This is a genomic window from Streptomyces achromogenes subsp. achromogenes (assembly GCF_000720835.1).
GTDB lineage: Bacteria > Actinomycetota > Actinomycetes > Streptomycetales > Streptomycetaceae > Streptomyces > Streptomyces achromogenes.
This window is the reverse complement of sequence record NZ_JODT01000019.1, coordinates 35783-60261: the sequence shown is the minus strand read 5'-3', so window position 1 is coordinate 60261 and position 24479 is coordinate 35783. Positions and strand designations below refer to the sequence as shown.

The window sequence follows — 24479 nt, the reverse complement described above, 5'->3', positions numbered from 1 at the left end:
GGGCGCCCGGTGTCGCACCGGGCGCCCTTGTCATGCGCTGAGCGGGCAGGGCAGGTCCGGGCGGGCGCGATGGGGTCCGCAGCCCACCAGGGCCACGGACAGGAACGCGGGCTGTTCGAGGTAGAACCCGAGCGAGATGTCACCGCCCGCCGCCAGCCGCTCGCCGGCGGAGGCGAGGAGGGTGGCGAGGCGGCCGGGGTCGCGGTACGCGCCGGCGGCGAACCGGGGCGCGTACTCGGTGAGCCGCTCCCCGAGCCAGGCGGCGGCGGCCGACGGCTCGGACCAGGTTCCCCTGACCATCGCGCGGGGTTTGACCAGCCAGTAAGCGGTCTCCAGCGGGGGCAGGTCGGAGGTGGGGAACTCGACGGTGGCCAGCCGGTACCGCTGGATCAGTTCCGGACTGCCGGTGGGCGGGGGCGGTTCGGGGTGGGGCGGGCGCCGGAAGGCTTCCTCGTCGAAGCGGGATTTGGGGCCGGTCCAGAGGTAGGCGTGGTGATGCACCCGGGGCCTCTTCAGTGTGCGATGCGGTGCGGGCCGGTTCCGGGTGATGACGGCCCGGAACCGGCGGCATTTCTCGGATCGGTCGAGGCTCAGCGGGCCAGACCGAAGCGGGCCGGGTCGATACCGGCGGCGCTCAGCTCGGTCGTGGTGAACCGCAGCGGCTGCATGTCGGGCCGCTTGCTGTCACCGAGGGCCCATGCGTCCTCGCCGATCCGGGCAAGGGTGACGCAGGCCTCGCCGTCCGGGTGGGTACTTCCGCCGCACGCCTTGAGGAACGAGGCGCCGCCGAGGTCGAGCGCGTACAGGTCACTTCCGTTCACCATCGCTGTACCTTCCTGCTCCACTGTCACGGCCGCCGACCGGCCGTCGCCGCCCTTGGTGGGCGGGAGTTCTTGGGGGTAGAGGGGCGGATGTGTACGCCCGAGGGGTGGTCCCGGATCTCGGTGGCGTGGCGCATGGCCTGGGCGGTGTTCCCGGCCTGCTTACAGGCGAGCAGCTGCCGCCAGTTCGCTCCGCAGACGTCGCAGCCGGCGGCGGGGGCGCAGTCGAGCAGCCATGCGTCGAAGCCGGGGGGAAGCTGAGCCGGGGAGCGGGGCTGGGCGTTGGCCATGGGGGTCACCTGGTCTCCCGAGGTGGGGTGGGGGCTTCGGGGACGACCGTAGGGGGCGGGTGCGGAGCAAGGAGGCGAATATTCTCAGCTATTCTCACGTGGTCACTCAGGATGCATGGACATTCACTCAGAGGTACCGAGATGCTGTGCGCGTCAGCTTCGACGACACCCAGGGGGTGGTTGTGCATGGCGCGCAGGTTGCGGTTCAACGGGACGGGGAGTGGTTACAACGGTTGTCCTGCGGTGCACGAGGACTTGGACAGCGGAGAGGTGATTGTCCAAGGTGCGCCACTAACGGATCCGGAGGACATCGCCCAGCTTCAGCACCTGTCAGAAGGGGAGGCCGCGGTCGTGGTGCCGCGTGAACTCCTGGTCGACTGGGCACCGAAGGAGCAGACCCGCCAGGTGAGGACGGTCGGTCTCGACGAGTTCGGCGATCTGTTCAACAAGTTCGAGCACACTGCGTGGCGGCTGGAAACGCGGCAGCGGTACGCCAGTGACGAGGTCGGCGAGCGCTGGGCACGGTTCATCGAAAAGGGGCGCCTTGACGAGGATGAGGCAGACGTGCCGGAGGCCAGGCGTTGGCGTGACACGATCCGCGCCCAGGTCGCGCAGGGTAAGCGGGTCGAACGAGTGCGCATCGTGGACCAGCCCGCCACCATCGGGCAGCGGTACCTCTTCGAAAGTGCCAAGTGGAACATCGGCCTCGGTGAGGACATCCGCAACATGTGGCGTGCCGACGCGGAGCGCCTCCGACTCCCCGCCGAGGATTTCTGGCTGTTCGACAGCCGCCTCATCGCGCTCCTGCGGTTCGATGACGACGATCAGCTCACGCACGTGGACCTGATCACCGAGCCCGCAGAGGTGGTGCGTTGCTCCATGGTGCGGGATGCTGCATGGCATCACGCTGTACCGCGAGAGCAGTTCGCGGCTGGGATGCGCAGCGACGTGTAAGGACAAGAGCGGGTACCGGTGAGCACGGACTATCAGAGGGCGCGCGAGGAATTGGGCCGTAGGCTCAGGGAATTGCGTATGGAGAGCCCTGATGGCCGGCTCACCGGTACGGAGCTTGCCCAGCGGCTGGGGTGGCCGCAGTCGAAGGTCAGCAAGCTGGAAAATGGTCGGCAGACGCCCACGGTCGAGGATCTCCGCTCGTGGGCCGAGGCCACCGGGCAAGCCGCAGCCGGCGGCGAACTGTGTGCCCGCCTCAAGGGCTTCGAGAGCCAGATCCGCTCCTGGCGACGCCAGCTCGCGGCGGGACACCGCCCCGTCCAGGATTCCTGGAACACCGTCATCTCCAACTCCACGACTGTGCGTGAGTGGGAAACCAGCCTCGTCCCCGGCTTGCTCCAGACTGCCGACTACGCCCGACACGTCTTCCAGGGGCACTCGCAGCTCCAGAACTCTCCGCGTGACACGGAGGACGCGGTGCGTGCCCGAATGAAACGGCAGGAGTGGCTGTACCGTCCGGGCAAGCAGTTGCATCTGCTGGTGTGGGAAGGGGCGCTGTGGTCCCGGGTGTGCCCACCGGACATATTGGTGGGTCAACTGGACCGATTGCTTGGTCTCGTGGGCATGGACACCGTGCACCTGGGGATCGTGCCTCTTGACGCAAAGCTGGGCCTGAATCCGGCGAACGGGTTCTGCATCCTGGACGAACGCCTGGTCGCGGTCGAGGACTGGCACGCCGAACTCTGGCTGGACGACGCCGAAACGATCGCTCTCTATCGCCGAGTGTGGGACACCTTCGCGGAGTCGGCGGTGTTCGGCGCCGAGGCGCAGCAGGTGATCGCCCGGGTGCGGCGGAGTATCAAGGTCTGAGGACGTACGGCCGTACGACGTCATCGGAGGTCTCCCACAGGGGCGTTCGTACGGGAGCCGGGGTCTGCCGGCACTCCTCGTCGCGGGGGTTCGGCAGGCGCCGGGCGCAGGGCTGTGCCGCCCCTGTTGTGTTACGGGTGGTCCAAAACATGGGGGGTCTCCGGGCGGGGGAGGGTGAAGCGGGCCCAGACGGTCTTGGTGTACGGCCCCTGGCGATGCCCCCACGCGTCGGCCAACGCGTCCACCAGGGCCAGTCCGCGCCCGCCCTCCTCGTCCAGCCCGGGACAGCGGGGCGAGGGAAGCCGGTCCCGGTCCGGGTCGGAGACCTCCAGGACCAGTTCCCCGTGGCAGAGGATGAGCGTCACCCGGACCCGGGCGTGCGAGACCCGGCAGTGGCTCACCGCGTTCGTGACGAGTTCGTTGGCCGACAGGGTGGCTCGCTCGGCGAGTTCATCGCTGATTCGCCAGCCGGCGAGGGCCTTGCGGACGTAGTGCCGAGCGGTCGGCACGTGCCGCCGGTGGGTGGGGATGCGGAAGGTCTCGGTTGAGGGCATGGACTGAACCTAGGAATACATGCGGAATCGGTGCAATTAAAATCGAGAAATACATGCAGCGGTTTCACTCAATCGAGTTATGTCCGCCTCTCTGGGTTAATCGGTGTGGCAGGGTTTCCAAAAGGAGAGGGGAGATCCCATGCCCGCAGGTGGACGACCGACCGTACGCAGCAGGCGACTTGGCACGGCCCTCAGGCAGTACCGGCAGGCCGCCAAGCTCGACCAGCCCCAGGCCGCCGAGGTGATCGCCACAAGCCAAGCCAGGATCAGCCGCATCGAGAGCGGACATGCCACACCGCGCGTGATCGAAGTACGGCTGCTGCTGGAGGCGTACGGGGTCACCGATCCGGAAGTCCGGTTGAAGCTGGAGGAGTTGGCCAAGCACCCCAGGAAGCGCGGTTGGTGGCTTCAATACGCGACGCACCTACGGCCCGGCTATCTCGATCACATCGCATTGGAGGACGACGCGAGTCATATCCGCCAATGGCAACCTGTGCTGATTCCGGGGCTCCTGCAATCCGCCGCTTACTGCGAGGCGGTTGTCAAAGGCGGCCCCACCACCCTGTGCCCGGAATACATCGCGCAGTTGATCGAGGTGAGGCGGCTACGCCAGCAGAGGATCGCGGAGGGCGGCGTCAAGTTCTCGGCCGTCATCTGGGAGGCGGCCATCGAGCACCCTCTGGCGTCTGTGGAGACGCACCGGGAGCAGCTCCTGGCGCTTCTTGAGGCCGGAGAGCGGGAGAACGTCACCGTACGGGTGCTGCCGTTCAGCGCGGGTTCGCTGGTGGCTGCCGCCAACCCGTTCGCGGCCTTCAGTTTCGACTCGGAGGCGGTAGTCGAGGCAGTGACCATGGAGGACCTGATGAGCACGTCGATCATCGAATCCCCGGCTGACCTGGCGGTGTATGCCAGCTCGTTCGACCTGCTCTCTTCCTTCGCGTTGACGCCCGAGGAAAGTGCGAAGCTCATCCTGGGCAAGCTGCAAGTCATCGAGGAGGGCAGCTCGTGGTCGTAGTCGTGAGCCCGTTCCGTACGTCTTCTTACTCTTCGCAGCTGGGCGAATGCGTCGAGGTCGCCGGCACGGCGCACGGCGGCCGAGCCATCCGCGACAGCAAGCAGGACAACGGCCCCCTCCTCACCGTGTCCCGCGACAGCTGGCAGGCCTTCATCCGCCGGTTCGCATAACGCCTCGCACACGCGAAGGGCGCCCGGCAAGCACCGGGCGCCCTTCGTCGTCGTAGGTGAGGAAGTCAGAGCTTCTCGATCACATAGTCCACGCACTTCGTGAGCGCCTCGACGTCCGCCGGGTCGATCGCCGGGAACATCGCGATCCGCAGCTGGTTGCGGCCGAGCTTGCGGTACGGCTCGGTGTCCACGATGCCGTTCGCGCGCAGCACCTTGGCGACGGCGGCGGCGTCGATCTCGTCGGCGAAGTCGATCGTGCCGATGACCTGGGAGCGCTTGGCCGGGTCGGAGACGAACGGGGTGGCGTACTTGGACTCTTCGGCCCAGGTGTACAGGCGGGTCGAGGAGTCCTTCGTACGGGCCGTGGACCAGGCGAGTCCGCCCTGGCCGTTGAGCCACTCCAGCTGCTCGCCCAGGAGGAAGAGGGTGGCCAGGGCCGGGGTGTTGTACGTCTGGTTCTTGCGGGAGTTGTCGATCGCCGTCGGGAGCGAGAAGAACTCCGGGATGTGGCGGCCGGAGGCGTGGACGCGCTCGGCGCGCTCGATCGCGGCGGGGGAGAAGACGCCGATCCACAGGCCGCCGTCGGAGGCGAAGGACTTCTGCGGGGCGAAGTAGTAGACGTCGGTCTCGGCGATGTCGACGGGCAGGCCGCCCGCGCCGGAGGTGGCGTCCACGAGGACGAGCGCGTCCTCGTCGGCGCCGGCCACGCGCTTGATCGGCATGGCGACACCGGTGGAGGTCTCGTTGTGGGTGAAGGCGTAGACGTCGACGCCCGCCTCGGCCTTCGGCTCCGGGTGGGTGCCGGGGTCGGCGGCGACGACGGTCGGCTCGGCCAGCCAGGGGGCGAGCTTGGCGGCCTTGGCGAACTTGGAGGAGAACTCGCCGAAGGTGAGGTGCTGCGACTTGTTCTCGATCAGGCCGTGCGTGGCGATGTCCCAGAAGGCGGTGGAGCCACCGTTGCCGAGGACGACCTCGTAGCCCTCGGGCAGGGAGAACAGCTCGGAGATGCCCTCGCGGACCTTGCCGACCAGGTTCTTGACCGGCGCCTGACGGTGGGAGGTGCCCAGCAGGGACGTGCCGGTGGCGGCGAGGGCGTCCAGCGCCTCGGTCCGCACCTTGGAGGGGCCCGCGCCGAAACGTCCGTCGGCGGGCTTGATGTCAGCGGGAATCTGGATGTCGGCCACGGGAGGAGGTTAGCCGCTGGGAGAAGCCCGGGTGGAGTTCTGTCCGTTCGATGAGACGAGATCACCAGGTCGTGGACTTGTGATGTCGTACGACTATTAGTGGGCGCCTGTGGAAAACTTTCGGTGACTGTCCGTGGTCGGATGCATCCTGGACGCATGACGGATCGTGCGGATGTTGCAGGGGACACCGGGGGCACGGGCACCGGGGTCACGGATGTGGCCGCGCTCGCGGGGGCGCTGCGCAAGGCCGTCCGGGGCGAGGTCGGGTTCGACGTGACCGCCCGGGCGCTGGTCACCATGGACGCGTCCAACTACCGGCGGGTCCCGCTGGGCGTGGTGGCCCCGAGAGACGCCGACGACGTGGCCGCCGTGCTGGAGGTGTGCCGGGAGCGCGGGGTGCCGGTGGTGGCCCGGGGCGGCGGCACGTCCATCGCGGGGCAGGCGACCGGCACCGGCGTGGTGCTGGACTTCACCCGGCACATGACCGCGCTGGTGGAGCTGGACCCGGGCAGCCGTACGGCCGTCGTGCAGCCGGGGCTCGTCCTGGACCGGCTCCAGGAGGCCGCCACCCCGCACGGACTGCGGTTCGGCCCCGACCCCTCCACACACAGCAGGTGCACGCTCGGCGGCATGATCGGCAACAACTCCTGCGGCTCCCACTCGGTCGCCTGGGGTACGACCGCGGACAGCGTGCGGGAGCTGTCCGTGATCACCGCGCGCGGGCGGCGGCTGCGGCTCGGGCAGGGATGGGCGGGCGCCCCCGACGGGCTCCGCGAGCTGGCCGAAGGGGAACTGGCCCGGCTGCGGACCGGGTTCCCGGACCTGCCCCGCCGCATCTCCGGGTACGCGCTGGACGCGCTGCTGCCCGAGAAGGGCGCGGATGTCGCCCGCTCCTTCTGCGGCTCCGAGGGCACCCTCGGCATCCTCACCGAGGCCGTGGTCCGCCTGGTCGACAGCCCCCGCGCGCGGGCGCTGGCCGTGCTGGCCTACGCCGACGAGAGCGCCGCCGCCGAGGCCGCCGCGGGCCTGCTGCCGCTCGCCCCGCTCACGGTGGAGGGCATGGCCGCCGACCTGGTGCCGGCCGGGGCCGGGCTGCCCGCCGGAGGCGCCTGGCTGTTCGTGGAGACCGGCGGGGAGACGGCGGCCGAGGCCCGCGCGCGTGCGGAGGAGATCGTGCGCGCGGCCGATGTCGTGGACTCCCTGGTGGTGACCGACCCGGCCGCCCAGCGGAGTCTGTGGCGCATCCGCGAGGACGCGGCCGGCACCGCCACCCGGATGCCCGACGGCACCGAGGCCTGGCCCGGCTGGGAGGACTGCGCGGTCCCGCCCGCCCGCCTCGGCGGCTACCTGCGCGAGTTCCGCGCGCTGCTGGCCGCCCACCGACTGCGCGGCACGCCGTACGGCCACTTCGGCGACGGCTGCATCCACGTCCGCGTCGACTTCGACCTGCTCACCGAGGCGGGCGTCGGCCGCTTCCGCCGCTTCTCCGAGGAACTCGCCGACCTGGTCGTGGCCCACGGCGGCTCCCTGTCCGGGGAGCACGGCGACGGCCAGGCCCGCGCGGAACTGCTGCCGCGGATGTACGGCGCCGACATGGTCGGGCTGTTCGAGCGGGCCAAGGCGGTGTGGGACCCGGACGACCTCCTCAACCCCGGCATGCTGGTCCGCCCGGCCCGGCTGGACGAGAACCTGCGCTTCTCGGTCCTGCCCCGCCGGCCGGTCGACGTGGCCTTCGCCTACCCGGCCGACGGCGGCGACTTCCGCGCGGCCGTCCGCCGCTGCGTCGGCGTGGCCAAGTGCCGTACGACGACCGTCTCCGGCCCGGCCGTCATGTGCCCCTCCTTCCGGGCGACCGGCGAGGAGGAGCACTCCACCCGGGGGCGGGCCCGGCTGCTGCACGAGATGCTCGCGGGCGACCTGGTCACCGGTGGCTGGCGGTCCCCCGAGGTCCTGGGCGCCCTCGACCTCTGCCTGTCCTGCAAGGGCTGCCGCTCGGACTGCCCCGCCGGCGTGGACATGGCCACGTACAAGGCCGAGTTCCTGCACCACCACTACGCCGACCGCCGCCGCCCCGCCGCCCACCACAGCATGGGCCGCCTCCCGGAATGGCTCCGCTGGGCGTCCCGCACCCGCCTGGCCCCGCTGCTCAACACCCTCGCGGCCATCCGCCCCTTGGCCGGCCTCGGCAAACACCTGGCCGGAATAGCCCCGGAACGGGACATCCCCCGCCTGGCGCCCCGGACGTTCACCGGCTGGTGGCGCAAGCGAAAGACGGCGACGCCGGGTGCGGGGGGTTCGCCGGCCGGGGGTGCGGGGGACCACCCCGCTCCCACGCCCACCCCCACTCCCACTTCCCACCCCACTCCCACTTCCACCCCCGGCGACCTCGTCGTCCTCTGGCCCGACACCTTCACCGAGCACCTCGCGCCGTCCGTCGGGCAGGCCGCCGTCCGCGTGCTGGAGGCGGCCGGGCTGCGGGTCGCACTCCCGCCTACGCTGCTGCCGCGCAAGGGGGCGATCGGGGACGGCGGAACCCGGTCGGCCGCCGCGCTGCTCACCGCCCGCCGGGCCCGTGTCTGCTGCGGCCTGACCTATGTCTCCACGGGCCAGCTCGACCGCGCCCGTACGGTGCTGCGCCGCACGCTGGACCTGATGGAACCGGTGCTGCGGGCCGGGGTGCCGGTCGTCGTCCTGGAACCGAGCTGTGCCGCCGCCCTGCGCACCGACCTTCCGGAACTCCTGCCCGACGATCCACGGGCCGCCCGGCTGTCCGCCGCGGTCCTCACCTTCGCCGAAACCCTGGAGCGGCACGCCCCGCACTGGACCCCGCCCGCCGTCGACCGCCCGGTGGCCGGCCAGACCCACTGCCACCAGCACGCGGTGCTCGGCGACGCCCCGGACCGCCGGCTGCGCGCCGCCGCCGGCCTCACCGGCGAACTGAGCGGGGGCTGCTGCGGCCTGGCGGGCAACTTCGGCTTCGAGAAGGGCCACTTCGAGGTCTCCCGGGCCTGCGCGGAGGACCGGCTCCTGCCCTCGGTACGGCAGGCGTCCGAGGACACGGTGATCCTGGCCGACGGCTTCTCCTGCCGCACCCAGCTGGACCAGCTCGCCGGCGTCCGGGGCCGCCACCTGGCGGAGGTACTGGCCGAGGCCCTGGACCGGGCGGACGGGGAGCGGTGAACGGGGCCCGGCTCCCCCTCGGCCACGGCCGAGCGGCTCACCCTCCAAGACAGTTCCATAAAGGGTTCACACTCCTGACAGAGTCCATTACCCTGGACTCAGGAGTACACAGAGGTGTACATGATCTGATCCGAGCCAGCCCCGGGACCGCCGTGAGCACCGTCAACACCCCCAGCGCCGCGAACTCGACGCCACCGGCGCCCTCCCCGTCACCGGGGGCGTCCGCTCCGCGCACTCCCGGCCGGTTCACCTCCCTCGGACCGGTCGGGCTGGTGCTGGCCGGCGGAATCTCGGTGCAGTTCGGCGGCGCGCTGGCGGTCACCCTGATGCCCCGGGCGGGCGCGCTGGGCGTGGTGACCCTGCGCCTCCTCGCGGCGGCGGTCGTCCTGCTCCTGGTCTGCCGCCCCCGGCTGCGCGGCCACTCGCGCGCCGACTGGGGCACGGTGGTCGTCTTCGGCATCACGATGGGCGCGATGAACGGTCTGTTCTACGAGGCGGTCGACCGTATCCCGCTGGGCCCGGCGGTCACCCTGGAAGTCCTCGGCCCGCTGGCCCTGTCCGTCCTGACCTCCCGCCGTGCGCTCAACGCGCTCTGGGCCTGCCTCGCGCTCGCGGGCGTGTTCCTGCTCGGCGGCGGAGGCTTCGGCGATCTGGACCCCCTGGGTGTCGCCTTCGCCCTGGGCGCCGGCGCCATGTGGGCGGCCTATATCGTCTTCAGCGCCCGCACGGGCCGCCGCTTCCCCAAGGCCGACGGGCTGGCCCTGGCCATGGCCGTGGCCGCCCTGCTCTTCCTTCCCCTGGGGATAGCCGAGGCCGGCACCCGCCTGCTGGACCCCACCACCGTCGCCCTCGGCTCGTCGGTGGCCCTGCTCTCCTCGGTCCTGCCCTACACCCTCGAACTCCTGGCCCTGCGCCGCCTGCCGGCCTCCACCTTCGCCATCCTGATGAGCCTGGAGCCCGCCATCGCCGCCACGGCCGGCTTCCTCGTCCTGGGCCAGTTCCTCAGCCCCACCGAGGCGGCGGCCATCGCCCTGGTCATCGCCGCGAGCATCGGCGCGGTCCGCACCCAGATAGGCCGGGGCAAGGCCGCTCTGCCGGCCGAGGGCCAGTAGACCTGCTCGTCACCGAGCGTAGTCGTCCGCCTGCGCGCCGGAGCCCGCCCCGTGCGACAGTGGGCTCATGAAGGTCACCGCTCGTGGGCGTGCCGTGCTCGGCGACCCCCGGATCAACCGCGGTACGGCGTTCACCGAGGCGGAGCGCCGGGCCCTGGACCTCGTCGGGCTGGTCCCGCCCCGCGTGCTCACCCAGGACCAGCAGGCCGAGCGCGCCTACGGCCAGTTCCGGGAGCAGCCGGACGACCTGGCCAAGAGCGTGAACCTGACCGCGCTGCACGACCGCAACGAGGTGCTGTTCTACCGGCTCGTCGGCGACCACCTCGAAGAGATGCTGCCCATCGTCTACACCCCCACCGTGGGCACGGCGATCCGCCGCTACAGCACCGAGTACCGCCGCCCGCGCGGCATCTACCTCTCCGTGAACGCCCCCGACGACATCGAACGCTCGCTGCGCGCGAGCGGCCTGGGCGCCGACGACGTCGACCTGATCGTGGCCACCGACGGCGAGGGCATCCTCGGCATCGGGGACTGGGGCGTCGGCGGCATCGACATCGCGGTCGGCAAACTCGCCGTCTACACCGCCGCCGCCGGCATCGACCCGCGCCGCACCCTGCCCGTCATGCTCGACGTCGGCACCAACCGCCGGGAACTCCTGGACAACCCCCTCTACCTCGGCAATCGCCACCCCCGCGTCGACCGCGAGACCTACGACGCCTTCATCGACGCCTACGTCACCACCGCCACCCGGCTCTTCCCCGGTGCCCTGCTGCACTGGGAGGACTTCGGCACCGCCAACGCCCGCCGCATCCTCGATCACTACCGCGACCGGGTCTGCACCTTCAACGACGACATCCAGGGCACCGGCGCCGTCAACCTCGCCGCCGTCCTGTCCGGGGTGCGCGCGGCCGGCGTGCCCCTGCCCGAGCACCGGATCGTCGTCTTCGGCGCGGGCACCGCCGGCATCGGCGTCGCCGACCAGTTGCGGGACGCCCTGATCGCCGAGGGCCTGTCGGAGGCCGAGGCGCTCGCCCGGTTCTGGTGCGTCGACCGGTACGGCCTGCTCACCGACGACCAGGGGGACCGGCTCAGCGATGTCCAGCGGCCGTACGCCCGTCCCGCGGCTGAGACCGAGGGCTGGCGCCGGGACGAGGGTCTGCCCGGCATTCCGCTGGCGGAGGTGGTCCACCGGGTCCGCCCGACCATCCTCATCGGCACCTCCGGCCAGGGCGGCGCCTTCTCGGAGGAGATCGTCCGCGAGATGGCCCGGCACACCCGGCGCCCGATCATCCTGCCCATGTCCAACCCGACCGACCTGGCCGAGGCCACCCCCGCCGACCTGCTCGACTGGACCGACGGCAAGGCGCTGGTGGCCACCGGCAGCCCGTTCGCCCCGGTGGAGCGGGACGGTACGACGTACGAGATCGGCCAGGCCAACAACGCGCTGGTCTTCCCCGGCCTCGGACTCGGCACGATCGTCGCCCGCGCCTCCCGGGTCACCGACCGCATGCTGCGCGCGGCGGCCGACGCGGTGGCCCGCCGGACCCCCGACGCGGAGGTCTCCCGGCTGGACGCGCCGGTCCTCCCGCCGATCCGCGAGCTGCGCGCCACCTCGGAGGCGGTCGCGGTGGCCGTGGCCCGCGCGGCGGTGGACGAGGGGGTCGCCCGGGCCGCCCCGGACGATGTCGAGGCGGCGGTGCGGGCGGCCCGCTGGGAGCCGGTCTACCTGCCCCTGGAGGCGGTATGACGACCCCTTAATTAATGCAAGCACGCTTGATTGTTTCTTGGGTCGCTGCCATGCTCCCCCCATGGCCGACCCGACGCCCGTCATCGACGACCTGCGTGCCGAGAGCGGTGAACTCGACCTGCTCGTAGCCGAGTTGAGCCCGGAGCAGTGGGAGCTGCCGACTCCCGCGGCCGGCTGGACCGTCGCCCACCAGATCGCCCACCTCGCCTGGACCGACCGCTCGGCACTGCTCGCCGTCACCGACCCCGGTGCCTTCCGGGCGCTGGTGGAGAAGGCGCTCGCCGCCCCCGGCTCGTTCGTGGACGAGGGGGCCGAGGAGGGCGCCGCGCTCCCGCCCGCCGACCTGCTGGCCGCCTGGCGCACCGGACGCACCGCCCTCCACGGGGCCCTGCTCGGCGCCCCGCCCGGCGCCCGCTTCCCCTGGTACGGCCCGCCCATGTCGGCGGCCTCCATGGCAACGGCCCGGCTCATGGAGACCTGGGCCCACGGCCTGGACATCGCCGACGCCCTGGGTGTGGTGCGCCCACCCACGGAACGGCTCCGGCATGTGGTCCGGCTCGGGGTACGCACCCGCGACTTCGCCTACGGGGTGCGCGGACTGACCCCGCCGGCCGAGGAGTTCCGGATCGAACTGCGCGCACCCTCCGGCGAGGTGTGGGCGTACGGTCCGGAGGACGCCGCACAGCGCGTCACCGGACCCGCCCTCGACTTCTGCCTCCTGGTCACCCAGCGCGCCCACCGCGCCGACCTCGCCCTGACGGCCACCGGCCCGGACGCCGACCACTGGCTGGACATCGCCCAGGCCTTCGCGGGCCCACCGGGCACCGGCCGCCCGCGCGGGACAGCTCACGAGGGGACCGCCGGTCCGGCCAGGGGCGCCGGCCGCTCGTCGCAGGGAGCCGGCCGGTGAAGCCGCTGCGCATCGGGAACTTCTCCGGCTTCTACGGCGACCGCTCCGCCGCCCTGCGCGAGATGCTCACCGGCGGCGAGGTCGACGTCCTCACCGGTGACTACCTCGCCGAACTCACCATGCTCATCCTCGCCCGCGACCGGCTGAAGGACCCGTCCGCCGGATACGCCCGCACCTTCCCGCGCCAACTGGAGGACTGCCTGGGCCTCGCCCGTGAACGCGGGGTGCGGATCGTCACCAACGCGGGCGGCCTCGACCCCGCCGGGCTCGCCGGGGAGATACGGCGGCTGGCGGACCGGCTCGGCATCCCGGTGCGGGTCGCGCACGTCGAGGGCGACGACCTGACCGCCGCCCACCCCGGCACCCTCGCCGCCCACGCCTACCTCGGCGGCTTCGGCATCACCGAGTGCCTGCGGGCGGGCGCCGACGTGGTGGTCACCGGCCGGGTGACCGACGCGGCGCTGGTCACCGGGCCGGCCGCCGCCCACTTCGGCTGGCGGCCGGACGACCACGACGCACTCGCCGGTGCCGTCGTCGCCGGACACGTGCTGGAGTGCGGTACCCAGGCGACCGGCGGGAACTACGCCTTCTTCACCGAGGGGGACGTACGCCGGCCCGGCTTCCCGCTCGCCGAGATCCACGCCGACGGCAGCAGCGTGATCACCAAGCATCCCGGCACGGGCGGCTTCGTGGACGTGGGCACGGTCACCGCCCAGCTGCTGTACGAGACCGGCGGCGCCCGGTACGCCGGGCCCGATGTCACGGCCCGGCTGGACACCGTACGGCTCGGCCCGGAAGGGCCGGACCGGGTGCGGATCGAGGGGGTGCGCGGGGAGGCGCCGCCGCCCACGCTCAAGGTCGGGCTCAACCGGCTCGGCGGCTTCCGCAACGAGGTCGTCTTCGTCCTCACCGGACTCGGCATCGAGGCCAAGGCGGCACTGGTGCGCGAGCAGCTCGCGGACGCGCTCGCCAAGTCGCCGCCCCGGGAGGTGCGGTGGGAACTGGTGCGCACCGACCGGGCCGACGCGGACACCGAGGAGACGGCCAGCGCGCTGCTGCGGCTCGTCGTACGCGACCCGGACCAGCGGGTCGTGGGGCGTGCGCTGAGCGGGGCCGCGGTGGAGCTGGCACTGGCCAGCTACCCCGGCTTCCATGTGCTGGCCCCACCCGGAAAGGGCGCACCCTATGGGGTCTTCGAGGAGGTGTACGTGCCCTATGTGGGCGCTGCACATGTGGCCGTCCTCCACGACGGCCGCCGTATCCCCGTGCCGCCGCCCCAGGAGACACGCCCCCTGGCCGCCGTACCGGACCCGCCCCTCCCGGAACCCCTCCCGCCCGGGCCGACCCGGCGGGCGCCGCTCGGCCTGGTCGTCGGCGCCCGCAGCGGGGACAAGGGCGGGAACGCCAACGTGGGGGTGTGGGCCCGGTCGGAGGACGCCTGGCGGTGGCTCGCCCACACGCTGACGGCCGACGCCTTCCGGCGGCTGATCCCCGAGAGCCGGGACCTGCCCGTCACCCGGCACCTGCTCCCGAACCTGCGCGCCGTCAACTTCGTGGTGGAGGGCATCCTCGGCGCCGGCGTCGCCGCGCAAGCCCGTTTCGACCCGCAGGCCAAGGCCCTCGGCGAATGGCTGCGCTCCCGCCACCTGGACATCCCGGAGGCCCTGCTGTGACGGTCCTGCGAACCGCTGTCGACCCCGCCGCCCCCGACCACCGGGCCCACCGCGAGGCGATGCTCGCCAAGCTCGCCGAGCTGGAGGCCGAACACACCAAGGCGCTCGCCGGCGGCGGTGAGAAGTACGTCGCCCGGCACCGGGGGCGCGGGAAACTGCTCGCCCGGGAGCGGATCGAGCTGCTGCTCGACCCCGACACCCCGTTCCTGGAACTGTCCCCGCTGGCCGCCTGGGGCAGCGAGTATCCCGTGGGCGCCTCCCTCGTCACCGGCATCGGGGTGGTCGAGGGCGTGGAGTGCCTGATCACCGCCAATGACCCGACCGTGCGCGGCGGCGCCAGCAATCCCTGGAGCCTGCGGAAGGCGCTGCGCGCCAACGACATCGCCCTGGCCAACCGGCTGCCCTGCATCAGCCTGGTGGAGTCCGGGGGCGCCGATCTGCCGTCCCAGAAGGAGATCTTCATCCCCGGCGGGGCGATCTTCCGCGACCTCACCCGGCTGTCCGCCGCCGGCATCCCGACCATCGCCGTCGTCTTCGGCAACTCCACCGCCGGCGGCGCCTACATCCCCGGCATGTCCGACCACGTGATCATGGTCAAGGAGCGGGCGAAGGTGTTCCTCGGCGGGCCGCCGCTGGTGAAGATGGCCACCGGCGAGGAGAGCGACGACGAGTCGCTGGGCGGCGCCGAGATGCACGCGCGCGTGTCCGGTCTCGCCGACTACTTCGCGCTGGACGAGCCGGACGCGCTGCGCCAGGCGCGCCGCGTCGTGGCCCGCCTCAACCACCGCAAGGCGTACCCCGACCCCGGCCCGGCCGAGCCGCCCAGGTACGACCCCGAGGAACTGCTCGGCATCGTCCCGGACGACCTCAAGATCCCGTTCGACCCGCGCGAGGTGATCGCCCGGATCGTGGACGGCTCCGACTTCGACGAGTTCAAGCCGCTGTACGGCACGAGCCTGGTCACCGGCTGGGCCGCCCTGCACGGCTATCCGGTCGGCATCCTGGCCAACGCCCAGGGCGTGCTGTTCAGCGCCGAGTCGCAGAAGGCCGCCCAGTTCATCCAGCTCGCCAACCAGCGCGACATCCCGCTGCTGTTCCTGCACAACACCACCGGCTACATGGTCGGCAAGGAGTACGAGCAGGGCGGGATCATCAAGCACGGCTCGATGATGATCAACGCCGTCTCCAATTCGAGGGTGCCCCACCTCTCGGTGCTCATGGGCGCGTCGTACGGCGCCGGGCACTACGGCATGTGCGGCCGGGCCTACGACCCCCGGTTCCTGTTCGCCTGGCCCAGCGCCAAGTCCGCCGTCATGGGCCCGCAGCAGCTCGCGGGCGTGCTGTCCATCGTCGCCCGGCAGTCGGCGGCGGCCAAGGGGCAGCCGTACGACGAGGAGGCGGACGCGGCCCTGCGCGCGATGGTGGAGCGGCAGATCGAGGCCGAGTCGCTGCCGATGTTCCTGTCCGGGCGGCTGTACGACGACGGCGTCATCGACCCGCGCGACACCCGCACCGTCCTCGGCCTGTGCCTGTCCGCCCTGCACACCGCGCCCTACGAGGGCGCGCGCGGCGGCTTCGGCGTCTTCCGGATGTGAGGGATCACATGATTTCCAGTGTGCTCGTGGCGAACCGGGGCGAGATCGCCTGCCGGGTCTTCCGCACCTGCCGTGAGCTGGGCATCGGGACGGTCGCGGTGCACTCCGACGCCGACGCCGACGCGCTGCACGCGCGCGTGGCCGACACGGCGGTACGGCTGCCGGGCGCGGCGCCCGCCGACACCTACCTGCGCGGCGACCTGGTGGTGAAGGCGGCCCTGGCCGCCGGGGCCGACGCCGTGCACCCGGGCTACGGCTTCCTCTCCGAGAACGCCGGTTTCGCCCGCGCCGTGCGGGACGCCGGGCTGGTGTGGATCGGCCCGCCGCCGGAGGCCATCGAGGCCATGGCGTCCAAGACCCGCGCCAAACGGCTGATGGGCCTCGCCCCGCTGGACCCGGACGGGGTGACCGAGGCCGACCTGCCGGTGCTGGTGAAGGCGGCGGCGGGCGGCGGGGGGCGCGGCATGCGGATCGTGCGCCGCCTGGACGAACTGCGGGCCGCCCTGGAGGGCGCGCGCGCCGAGGCCGCGAGCGCCTTCGGCGACGGCGAGGTGTTCGTGGAGCCGTACCTGGAGCACGGCCGCCATGTGGAGGTGCAGATCCTCGCCGACACCCACGGCACCGTCTGGCCGCTCGGCACCCGCGACTGCTCCCTCCAGCGCCGGCACCAGAAGGTCGTCGAGGAGGCCCCGGCGCCCGGGCTCACCCAGGGGCTCGCCGAGGAACTGCGGGCGCTGGCCGTACGCGCCGCCCGCGCCGTGTCGTACACCGGCGCCGGCACGGTCGAGTTCCTGGTCGCCGACGGCCGCGCCCACTTCCTGGAGATGAACACCCGCCTTCAGGTGGAACACCCCGTCACCGAGGCCGTGTTCGGGCTGGACCTGGTCGCCGAGCAGATCCGGATCGCCGAGGGCCACGCCCTGGGGACCGAGCCACCGCACCCGCGCGGCCACGCCGTCGAGGCCCGCCTCTACGCCGAGGACCCGGCCCGTGACTGGGCACCCCAGACCGGCACCCTGCACCGGCTCGCCGTACCGGACGGCGTCCGCCTGGACACCGGCTACACCGACGGCGACACCATCGGCGTCCACTACGACGCCATGCTCGCCAAGGTCGTCGCGCACGCCCCCACCCGGGCCGAGGCGATCCGCCGGCTCGCCGGCGCGCTGGAGTCGGCCGTGCTCCACGGCCCGGTCACCAACCGGGACCTGCTGGTGCGCTCGCTGCGGCACGAGGAGTTCACCGCGGCCCGCATGGACACCGGCTTCTACGACCGCCACCTCGGCGCGCTGACCACGCCCGCCCACGACCCGTACGCCCCCCTGGCCGCCGCCCTCGCCGACGCCCACGGCCGCTCCCGGTTCGGCGGCTGGCGCAACGTCCCCTCGCAGCCGCAGGTGAAGCGGTACGACATGGGCGGCGAGGAGCACGAGGTCCGCTACCGGCACACCCGGGACGGCCTCGCCGCCGACGGGGTGCGGGTCGTGCACGCCGACGCCCGCCTGGTCGTCCTGGACATCGACGGCGTACGGCGGAAGTTCCCCGTCGCCCGCTACGGCGACCAGGTCCACGTCGGCACCACCCGCCTCACCGCCCTGCCCCGCTTCCCCGACCCGGTCGCCCGGCTCGCCCCCGGCTCCCTGGTGGCCCCGATGCCGGGCACGGTCGTCCGGCTCGCCGAGGGTCTGGCGGAAGGGGCAACGGTTCGGGCCGGCCAGGGACTCATATGGGTGGAGGCGATGAAGATGCAACACCTGATCTCGGCCCCGGCCGCCGGAACCCTCACCGCCCTGCACGCCAGGCCCGGACAGCAGGTCGAGCCGGGCACGGTCCTCGCAGTAGTGCAGGAAATCCCTTCCTAGGAGCCCCATGACCGCCGTCATCGAGTCCGAAGAGCACAAGGCCCTGCGCGACGCGGTAGCCGCGCTCGGCAAGCGCTACGGCCGCGACTACGTCACCCGCACGGTCGCCGAAGGCAAACCCCCCGCCGAACTCTGGTCCGACGCGGGCAAGCTCGGCTATCTCGGCGTCAACCTCCCCGAGGAGTACGGGGGAGGGGGCGGCGGCATAGCCGAACTGTCCATCGTGCTCGAAGAACTGGGCGCCGCCGGCTCCCCCCTGCTCATGCTCGTCGTGTCCCCCGCCATCTGCGGCACGGTGATCGCCCGCTTCGGCACCGAGGAGCAGAAGCGGCGCTGGCTGCCCGGGCTCGCCGACGGCACCCGCCTCATGGCCTTCGGCATCACCGAGCCCGACGCCGGCTCCAACAGCCACCGCATCACCACCACGGCCCGCCGGGACGGCACCGACTGGCTGCTCACCGGCCGCAAGGTCTTCATCTCCGGGGTCGACATGGCCGACGCCGTGCTCGTCGTCGGCCGCACCGAGGACGCCCGCACCGGCACCCTCAAACCCTGCCTGTTCATCGTCCCCACGGACGCCGAGGGCTTCCACAAGCACCCCATCGCCATGGAACTCAACGCGGCCGAAAAGCAGTTCGAACTGACCCTGGACGACGTCCGGCTGCCCGCGGAGGCACTCGTGGGCGACGAGGACGCCGGGCTGCTGCAACTCTTCGCCGGGCTGAACCCCGAGCGGATCATGACGGCCGCCTTCGCCATCGGCATGGGCCGCTACGCCCTCGCTAGGGCCGTCGGGTACGCCCGCGAGCGTACGGTCTGGAAGGCCCCCATCGGCGCCCACCAGGCCATCGCCCACCCCCTGGCGCAGGCCCACATCGACCTGGAGCTGGCCCGGCTGATGATGCAGAAGGCGGCCTTCCTCTACGACTCGGGGGACGACATCGGCGCGGGCGAGGCCGCCAACATGGCCAAGTACGCGGCGGGCGAGGCCTGTGTACGGGCCGTCGACCAGGCCGTGCACACCCTCGGCGGCAACGGCCTCACCCGGGAGTTCGGGCTCGCCTCGCTGATCACGGCCGCCCGCGTGGCCCGTATCGCCCCGGTGAGCCGGGAAATGATCCTCAACTACGTCTCCCACCAGAGCCTGGGCCTGCCCAAGTCGTACTGAGCGGCCCCGCGCGAGGAGGAACCGTGTTCCGCAGCGAGTACGCAGACGTTCCGCCCGTAGAACTCCCCATCCACGACGCCGTCCTGGGTGGTGCCGCCGGCTTCGGTGACCGGCCCGCCCTCGTCGACGGCACGGACGGCACCACCCTCACGTACGAGCAGGTGGACCGGTTCCACCGGCGCCTGGCCGCCGCCCTCGCCGGCACCGGCGTGCGCAAGGGCGACGTCCTCGCCCTGCACAGCCCCAACACGCTCGCCTTCCCGGTCGCGTTCTACGCCGCCACCCGCGCCGGGGCCACCGTCACCACCGCGCACCCGCTCGCCACCGCCGAGGAGTTCGCCCGGCAGCTGCGCGACAGCGCGGCCCGCTGGATCGTCACCGCCTCCCCGCTGCTCCGGACCGCCCGTCGGGCCGCCGGACTCGCGGGCGGCATACGGGAGATCCTGGTGTGCGACAGCGCGCCCGGCCACCGCTCGCTGACCGAGCTGCTCGCCACCACCGCCCCCGAACCACGGGTCGCCATCGACCCGGCCGAGGACATCGCCGTGCTGCCGTACTCCTCCGGCACCACCGGCACCCCCAAGGGCGTGCTGCTCACCCACCGGCAGATCGCCACCAACCTCGCCCAGCTGGAGCCCGCCGTCCCGGCCGGCCCCGGCGACCGCGTCCTCGCCGTCCTGCCGTTCTTCCACATCTACGGCCTCACCGCGCTGATGAACGGGCCGCTGCGCAAGGGCGCCACCGTCGTCGTCCTGCCCCGCTTCGAACTGGAGACCTTCCTCGCCGCCATCGAGAGACACCGCATCACCGGTCTGTACGTGGCACCGCCGATCGTCCTCGCCCTCGCCAAGCACCCGGCGGTCGGCCGTTACGACCTCTCCTCCCTGGAGTACGTCATCAGCGCCGCCGCCCCGCTGGACGCCCGGCACGCCCGCGCCTGCTCCGAACGGCTCGGCCTGCCCCCGATCGGCCAGGCGTACGGCATGACGGAGCTGTCGCCCGGCACCCACGTCGTCCCCCTGGACCGGCTGCGCGAGGCCCCCGCCGGCACGGTCGGTCGGCTCCTGCCCGGCACCGAGATGCGGATCGTCTCCCTGGACGACCCCGGCCGCGACCTCGGCCCCGGCGAGCCCGGCGAAATCCTGATCCGCGGCCCCCAGGTGATGAAGGGCTACCTGGGCCGCCCCGACGCCACCGCCGCCCTGATCGACCCCGACGGCTGGCTGCACACCGGGGACGTCGGACACACCGACGCGGACGGCTGGCTGTTCGTGGTGGACCGGGTGAAGGAACTCATCAAGTACAAGGGCTACCAAGTGGCCCCCGCCGAACTGGAGGCCCTGCTGCTCACCCACCCCGGCATCGCCGACGCCGCCGTGATCGGCGCCCGCGACGCGGACGGCAACGAGATCCCGCACGCCTTCGTCGTCCGCCGGCCCGGCGCCGACGGCCCGGCCGAGGACGAGATCCTGGGGTTCGTCGCCGAACGCGTCGCCCCCTACAAACGCGTCCGCCGGATCACCTTCACCGACACCGTCCCCCGCGCCGCCTCCGGCAAGATCCTGCGCCGGCAGCTCAGGGAGCGCACATGACCGACCCCACCGTGTCCCTCGGCCGGAGCCGCGCGCGTGCCGTGGAAACGCTCAGCCTCGACGCCACCGGGACCCGCAACGCCCTGTCCGCGGCCCTCGTCACCAAGCTCGGCGACGCCCTGGCCGACTGCGGCGAGGACCCGGAGGTGCGGGCCGTGGTCCTCACCCACACCGGTACGACGTTCTGCGCCGGCGCCGACCTGCGCGACCCGCCCGCCCCGGACGGCTTGGTGGCCCTGTTGCGGCGGATCGTGGAACTGCCCAAACCGGTGGTCGCCCGGGTCACCGGCCATGTCCGCGCCGGCGGCCTCGGCCTGCTCGCCGCCTGCGACATCGCCGCCGCCTCCGCCGCGGCCACCTTCGCCTTCACCGAGGTGCGCATCGGCGTCGCCCCCGCGGTGATCTCCCTGCCGGTGCTCCCGCGCGCCGACCCCCGCGCCCTGGCCCGCTACTACCTCACCGGCGAACGCTTCGGCCCGGCCGAGGCCGTACGGCTGGGCCTGCTGACGACGGCGGCGGACGACGTGGACGACGCCCTCGCCCCCGTCCTGGACGGCCTGCGCCGGGCCTCCCCCGAGGCCCTGGCCGAGACCAAACGGCTGCTCACGGCTAGGGTGCTGGAGACATTCGACCGGGACGCGGACGGGCTGACCGCGCTGACGGCCCGGCTGTTCTCCTCCGGCCAGGCCCGGGAGGGGATGACGGCCTTCCTGGAAAGACGTGATGCGGCATGGGTGGTGTGAGCACGACCGAACGCGAGCGCGTTCCCAAGCAGGACCGCAGCCGGGCCACCCGGCAGCGGCTCCTGGAGGCCGCCGTGGCCTGCCTCGCCGAGCGCGGCTGGGCGGGCTCCACGGTCGCCGTCGTCGCCGAACGCGCCGGTGTCTCCCGGGGCGCCGCCCAGCACCACTTCCCGACCCGGGAAGACCTGTTCACCGCGGCCGTCGAATACGTCTCCGAGGAGCGCTCGCTGGCACTGCGCGCCCTGTTCCCGGACGGCCCCGCCGACCGCCGGGCCGTGGTGGCGGCCCTCGTCGACCTCTACACCGGCCCGCTCTTCCGCGCCGCCCTGCACCTGTGGGTCGCCGCCTCCGACGAAGAACAGTTGCGCCCGCGGGTGACCGAGCTGGAGGCCCGGGTGGGCCGCGAGACCCACCGCATAGCCGTCGAACTCCTCGGCGCCGACGAGTCCCGCCCCGGCGTCCGCGAGACCGTCCAGGGCCTGCTCGACATGGCCCGCGGCCTGGGCCTGGCCAACCTCCTCACCGACGACACCGCCCGCCGCGAACGGGTCGTCGCCCAGTGGGCGGCCCTGCTGGACGGCGCGCTGGGCTGAGAAGACCGCACGGCGGCACTTCTCACGCGGCGCGTTACCCTTGGCCCATGCTTCCGATGCTCGTCCGCCGCCGCCACGTGGACTACGTGCGCGTCACGAGCATGGGCTGTCGGCACTTCTCCGCCTGACAGCCCCCTGTATCTCTCTTTTTCTCCCTTTTTTCCGGCACCGGGGGCCGCCTGTACCCCTCGGCGGCCGGCCGTGCCCCGTACACCCGCGGACGCACCATGACCACGCACACAGCGATGTCGTACGACCAGCTCCCGATCATCGACCTGTCGGCCGCCGACCGAGGCCCCCAGGCCCGCGCCCTGCTCCACGCCCAGCTGCACAGCGCCGCCCACGACGTCGGCTTCTTCCAGCTCGTCGGGCACGGCGTGACCCGGGCCGAGACGGACGCGCTGCTCACCGCCATGCGCGCCTTCTTCGCCCTCCCCGAGGCCGACCGGCTCGCCCTGGACAACGTCAACTCCCCGCACTTCAGGGGCTACACCCGCACCGGCGACGAGCGCACCGGCGGCACCCGCGACTGGCGCGACCAGCTCGACATCGGCGCCGAGCGCCCCGCCCGTATACCGGGACCGGACGAGCCCCCGTACTGGTGGCTCCAGGGCCCCAACCAGTGGCCCGCCGCCCTGCCCGGGCTGCGCACCGCCGCCCTCACCTGGATCGACCGGCTCAGCGCGGTCGCCCACCGGCTGCTGCGCGAACTGCTGACGGCCATCGGCGCCCCGGCCGGCTTCTACGACCCGGTCTTCGGCGAGCACGCCCACCCGCACCTCAAGCTCGTCCGCTACCCCGGCAGCGCGGCCGACGGCACCGGGCAGGGCGTGGGCGCCCACAAGGACTACGGCTTCCTGACCCTGCTGCTCCAGGACACGGTCGGCGGCCTCCAGGTCCAGCGCGAGGACGGCCGCTTCCACGACGTGCCGCCCCTTGAGGGCGCCTTCGTCGTCAACCTCGGCGAACTGCTGGAGGTGGCGACCAACGGCTATCTGCTGGCCACCAACCACCGCGTCGTCAGCCCGCCCGGCGCCACCGAGCGCTACTCGGTGCCGTTCTTCTACAACCCCCGCCTGGACGCGCGGATCGACCCCCTGCCCTTCCCGCACGCCGCCGAGGCCCCCGGCATCACCACCGACCCGGCAAACCCCCTGTACGCCGAGTACGGCTACAACGAACTCAAGGGCAAGCTGAGGGCACACCCGCTGGTGGCGGAGCGGCACCACGGGAACCTGCTCGCGGCCGTGTGAGCATCGGGCCCGGCGGGCCGGATTCAGGGGCGCGGGCAACCGCGCGACAAGCCACGGCGCACCCGCGGTCGCCCGCGCTCCTGAGCCACCCTCTCAGTGGGCGATGTCCGCATACCCCGTGATGTCCTCGGGCCGCCGCGGCCCCGGCCCCACATACCGCGCCGAAGGCCGCACCAGCCGCCCCGTGCGCTTCTGTTCGAGGATGTGCGCCGACCACCCCGCGGTGCGGGCGCACGTGAACATGGAGGTGAACATGTGCGCCGGCACCTCGGCGAAGTCCAGCACGATCGCGGCCCAGAACTCCACGTTCGTGGCCAGCACCCGGTCCGGCCGCCGGTTGTGCAGCTCCTCCAGCGCGGCCTTCTCCAGCGCCTCGGCCACCTCGAACCGCGGCGCCCCCAGCTCCCGCGCCGTACGCCGCAGCACCCGGGCCCGCGGGTCCTCGGCCCGGTACACCCGGTGCCCGAAGCCCATCAGCCGCTCGCCCCGGTCCAGGGCCCCCTTGACGTACGCCTGCGCGTCGCCCGTGCGCTCGATCTCCTCGATCATGCCGAGCACCCGGGAGGGCGCGCCGCCGTGCAGCGGACCGGACATCGCGCCCACCGCGCCCGACAGCGCGGCGGCGACGTCGGCGCCCGTGGAGGCGATGACCCGGGCGGTGAACGTGGAGGCGTTCATGCCGTGTTCGGCGGCCGAGGTCCAGTAGGCGTCGACGGCGGCGACGTGCTTGGGGTCCGGCTCGCCCCGCCAGCGGATCATGAACCGCTCCACCACCGAGTTCGCCTTGTCGATCTCCCGCTGCGGCACCATCGGCAGGCCCTGCCCACGCGCGGACTGGGCGACGTAGGACAGCGCCATGACCGCGGCCCGGGCCAGGTCGTCGCGGGCCTGGCGTGCGTCGATGTCGAGCAGCGGCCCCAGGCCCCACACGGGGGCGAGCATGGCGAGCGCCGACTGCACGTCCACCCGGATGTCACCGGAGTGCACCGGGATCGGGAACGGTTCGGCGGGCGGCAGACCGGGGTTGAAGGCACCGTCGACCAGCAGCCCCCAGACGTTGCCGAAGGAGACGTGACCGACCAGGTCCTCGATGTCGACGCCCCGGTAGCGCAGGGCGCCGCCCTCCTTGTCCGGTTCGGCGATCTCCGTCTCGAACGCGACGACTCCTTCGAGTCCGGGTACGAAATCGGACATCA

At 72.5% G+C, this 24479-nt stretch carries 22 protein-coding genes; 16 read left to right on the top strand and 6 right to left on the bottom strand.

Going from position 1 to position 24479, the window contains the following annotated elements:
• Positions 1-30: 30 nt before the first annotated feature.
• From IH25_RS0120120 to IH25_RS39595, 3 genes are all read right to left on the bottom strand, one after another.
• Positions 31-501: a hypothetical protein gene (locus tag IH25_RS0120120; protein ID WP_030612038.1), complete on the bottom strand. Its 471-nt coding sequence runs from the start codon at positions 499-501 to the stop codon at positions 31-33.
• An 89-nt stretch (positions 502-590) separates the two neighbouring features.
• Positions 591-824: a DUF397 domain-containing protein gene (locus tag IH25_RS0120115; protein ID WP_030612035.1), complete on the bottom strand. Its 234-nt coding sequence runs from the start codon at positions 822-824 to the stop codon at positions 591-593.
• Between the two features lie 23 nt (positions 825-847).
• On the bottom strand, positions 848-1111 hold the full coding sequence (locus IH25_RS39595; RefSeq protein WP_209445342.1) for a hypothetical protein: 264 nt from the start codon (positions 1109-1111) through the stop codon (positions 848-850).
• Between the two features lie 186 nt (positions 1112-1297).
• Here IH25_RS39595 and IH25_RS0120110 point away from each other — a divergent pair, with 186 nt between their 5' ends.
• Both IH25_RS0120110 and IH25_RS0120105 read left to right on the top strand, forming a co-directional pair.
• Positions 1298-2065: a DUF6879 family protein gene (locus IH25_RS0120110; protein ID WP_030612032.1), complete on the top strand. Its 768-nt coding sequence runs from the start codon at positions 1298-1300 to the stop codon at positions 2063-2065.
• Between the two features lie 18 nt (positions 2066-2083).
• Positions 2084-2932: a helix-turn-helix domain-containing protein gene (locus IH25_RS0120105; RefSeq protein WP_030612029.1), complete on the top strand. Its 849-nt coding sequence runs from the start codon at positions 2084-2086 to the stop codon at positions 2930-2932.
• 131 nt (positions 2933-3063) lie between these two features.
• Here the strand turns inward: IH25_RS0120105 and IH25_RS0120100 are convergent, their stop codons facing one another.
• Entirely contained in the window at positions 3064-3486 is a 423-nt protein-coding gene (locus tag IH25_RS0120100; protein WP_051754058.1) for an ATP-binding protein, read from the bottom strand.
• Positions 3487-3625: 139 nt separating this feature from the next.
• On the opposite strand from IH25_RS0120100, the gene IH25_RS0120095 reads away from it, so the two are divergent.
• Positions 3626-4501: a helix-turn-helix domain-containing protein gene (locus IH25_RS0120095; RefSeq protein ID WP_030612023.1), complete on the top strand. Its 876-nt coding sequence runs from the start codon at positions 3626-3628 to the stop codon at positions 4499-4501.
• Positions 4492-4671, top strand: coding sequence for a DUF397 domain-containing protein (locus IH25_RS0120090; protein ID WP_030612020.1), 180 nt, complete (start codon positions 4492-4494; stop codon positions 4669-4671). Before IH25_RS0120095 ends, IH25_RS0120090 begins: the two co-directional genes overlap by 10 nt.
• 65 nt (positions 4672-4736) lie before the next feature.
• Here IH25_RS0120090 and serC read toward each other — a convergent pair whose 3' ends face one another.
• A complete protein-coding gene (gene serC, locus IH25_RS0120085; RefSeq protein WP_030612018.1) occupies positions 4737-5855 on the bottom strand; it encodes a phosphoserine transaminase in 1119 nt (372 codons plus the stop codon).
• 156 nt (positions 5856-6011) lie between these two features.
• Here serC and IH25_RS0120080 point away from each other — a divergent pair, with 156 nt between their 5' ends.
• From IH25_RS0120080 to IH25_RS0120025, 12 genes are all read left to right on the top strand, one after another.
• Positions 6012-9035: an FAD-binding and (Fe-S)-binding domain-containing protein gene (locus IH25_RS0120080; protein ID WP_078844332.1), complete on the top strand. Its 3024-nt coding sequence runs from the start codon at positions 6012-6014 to the stop codon at positions 9033-9035.
• A gap of 152 nt (positions 9036-9187) precedes the next feature.
• Positions 9188-10147 carry an EamA family transporter gene (locus IH25_RS0120075; RefSeq protein WP_030612011.1) on the top strand — a complete coding sequence of 320 codons (960 nt, stop codon included), beginning with the start codon at positions 9188-9190 and terminating at the stop codon, positions 10145-10147.
• Positions 10148-10214: 67 nt separating this feature from the next.
• Entirely contained in the window at positions 10215-11894 is a 1680-nt protein-coding gene (locus IH25_RS0120070; protein WP_030612008.1) for an NAD-dependent malic enzyme, read from the top strand.
• A 61-nt stretch (positions 11895-11955) separates the two neighbouring features.
• Complete coding sequence (locus IH25_RS0120065; RefSeq protein WP_051754057.1) at positions 11956-12804, top strand: TIGR03084 family metal-binding protein; 849 nt, start codon at positions 11956-11958, stop codon at positions 12802-12804.
• A complete protein-coding gene (locus IH25_RS0120060; protein WP_030612002.1) occupies positions 12801-14477 on the top strand; it encodes an acyclic terpene utilization AtuA family protein in 1677 nt (558 codons plus the stop codon). Before IH25_RS0120065 ends, IH25_RS0120060 begins: the two co-directional genes overlap by 4 nt.
• On the top strand, positions 14474-16072 hold the full coding sequence (locus tag IH25_RS0120055; RefSeq protein WP_030611998.1) for an acyl-CoA carboxylase subunit beta: 1599 nt from the start codon (positions 14474-14476) through the stop codon (positions 16070-16072). Before IH25_RS0120060 ends, IH25_RS0120055 begins: the two co-directional genes overlap by 4 nt.
• Before the next feature lie 8 nt (positions 16073-16080).
• A complete protein-coding gene (locus IH25_RS0120050) occupies positions 16081-17934 on the top strand; it encodes an acetyl/propionyl/methylcrotonyl-CoA carboxylase subunit alpha (protein WP_030611995.1) in 1854 nt (617 codons plus the stop codon).
• A 7-nt stretch (positions 17935-17941) separates the two neighbouring features.
• On the top strand, positions 17942-19102 hold the full coding sequence (locus tag IH25_RS0120045; protein ID WP_030611992.1) for an acyl-CoA dehydrogenase family protein: 1161 nt from the start codon (positions 17942-17944) through the stop codon (positions 19100-19102).
• Positions 19103-19125: 23 nt separating this feature from the next.
• A complete protein-coding gene (locus IH25_RS0120040) occupies positions 19126-20694 on the top strand; it encodes a 4-coumarate--CoA ligase family protein (protein ID WP_030611990.1) in 1569 nt (522 codons plus the stop codon).
• Complete coding sequence (locus IH25_RS0120035) at positions 20691-21437, top strand: enoyl-CoA hydratase family protein (RefSeq protein WP_030611989.1); 747 nt, start codon at positions 20691-20693, stop codon at positions 21435-21437. The genes IH25_RS0120040 and IH25_RS0120035 overlap by 4 nt, the downstream gene beginning before the upstream one ends.
• The gene (locus tag IH25_RS0120030; protein ID WP_030611987.1) at positions 21425-22030 is read left to right on the top strand and encodes a TetR/AcrR family transcriptional regulator; all 606 of its coding nucleotides are present in this window, start codon (positions 21425-21427) and stop codon (positions 22028-22030) included. The genes IH25_RS0120035 and IH25_RS0120030 overlap by 13 nt, the downstream gene beginning before the upstream one ends.
• Before the next feature lie 227 nt (positions 22031-22257).
• Entirely contained in the window at positions 22258-23283 is a 1026-nt protein-coding gene (locus IH25_RS0120025; protein WP_030611985.1) for an isopenicillin N synthase family dioxygenase, read from the top strand.
• 93 nt (positions 23284-23376) lie between these two features.
• On the opposite strand, the gene IH25_RS0120020 is transcribed toward IH25_RS0120025, so the two are convergent.
• Positions 23377-24477, bottom strand: coding sequence for a citrate synthase 2 (locus tag IH25_RS0120020; protein ID WP_030611983.1), 1101 nt, complete (start codon positions 24475-24477; stop codon positions 23377-23379).
• Positions 24478-24479 lie beyond the last annotated feature (2 nt).

Coding starts and splice junctions, on each gene's coding strand:
- IH25_RS0120115 (WP_030612035.1), bottom strand. CDS start 824: ATGGTGAACGGAAGTGACCTGTACGCGCTCGACCTCGGCGGCGCCTCG.
- IH25_RS39595 (WP_209445342.1), bottom strand. CDS start 1,111: ATGGCCAACGCCCAGCCCCGCTCCCCGGCTCAGCTTCCCCCCGGCTTC.
- IH25_RS0120110 (WP_030612032.1), top strand. CDS start 1,298: ATGGCGCGCAGGTTGCGGTTCAACGGGACGGGGAGTGGTTACAACGGT.
- IH25_RS0120100 (WP_051754058.1), bottom strand. CDS start 3,486: ATGCCCTCAACCGAGACCTTCCGCATCCCCACCCACCGGCGGCACGTG.
- IH25_RS0120095 (WP_030612023.1), top strand. CDS start 3,626: ATGCCCGCAGGTGGACGACCGACCGTACGCAGCAGGCGACTTGGCACG.
- IH25_RS0120080 (WP_078844332.1), top strand. CDS start 6,012: ATGACGGATCGTGCGGATGTTGCAGGGGACACCGGGGGCACGGGCACC.
- IH25_RS0120070 (WP_030612008.1), top strand. CDS start 10,215: ATGAAGGTCACCGCTCGTGGGCGTGCCGTGCTCGGCGACCCCCGGATC.
- IH25_RS0120065 (WP_051754057.1), top strand. CDS start 11,956: ATGGCCGACCCGACGCCCGTCATCGACGACCTGCGTGCCGAGAGCGGT.
- IH25_RS0120050 (WP_030611995.1), top strand. CDS start 16,081: ATGATTTCCAGTGTGCTCGTGGCGAACCGGGGCGAGATCGCCTGCCGG.
- IH25_RS0120045 (WP_030611992.1), top strand. CDS start 17,942: ATGACCGCCGTCATCGAGTCCGAAGAGCACAAGGCCCTGCGCGACGCG.
- IH25_RS0120035 (WP_030611989.1), top strand. CDS start 20,691: ATGACCGACCCCACCGTGTCCCTCGGCCGGAGCCGCGCGCGTGCCGTG.
- IH25_RS0120030 (WP_030611987.1), top strand. CDS start 21,425: ATGGGTGGTGTGAGCACGACCGAACGCGAGCGCGTTCCCAAGCAGGAC.
- IH25_RS0120025 (WP_030611985.1), top strand. CDS start 22,258: ATGACCACGCACACAGCGATGTCGTACGACCAGCTCCCGATCATCGAC.
- IH25_RS0120020 (WP_030611983.1), bottom strand. CDS start 24,477: ATGTCCGATTTCGTACCCGGACTCGAAGGAGTCGTCGCGTTCGAGACG.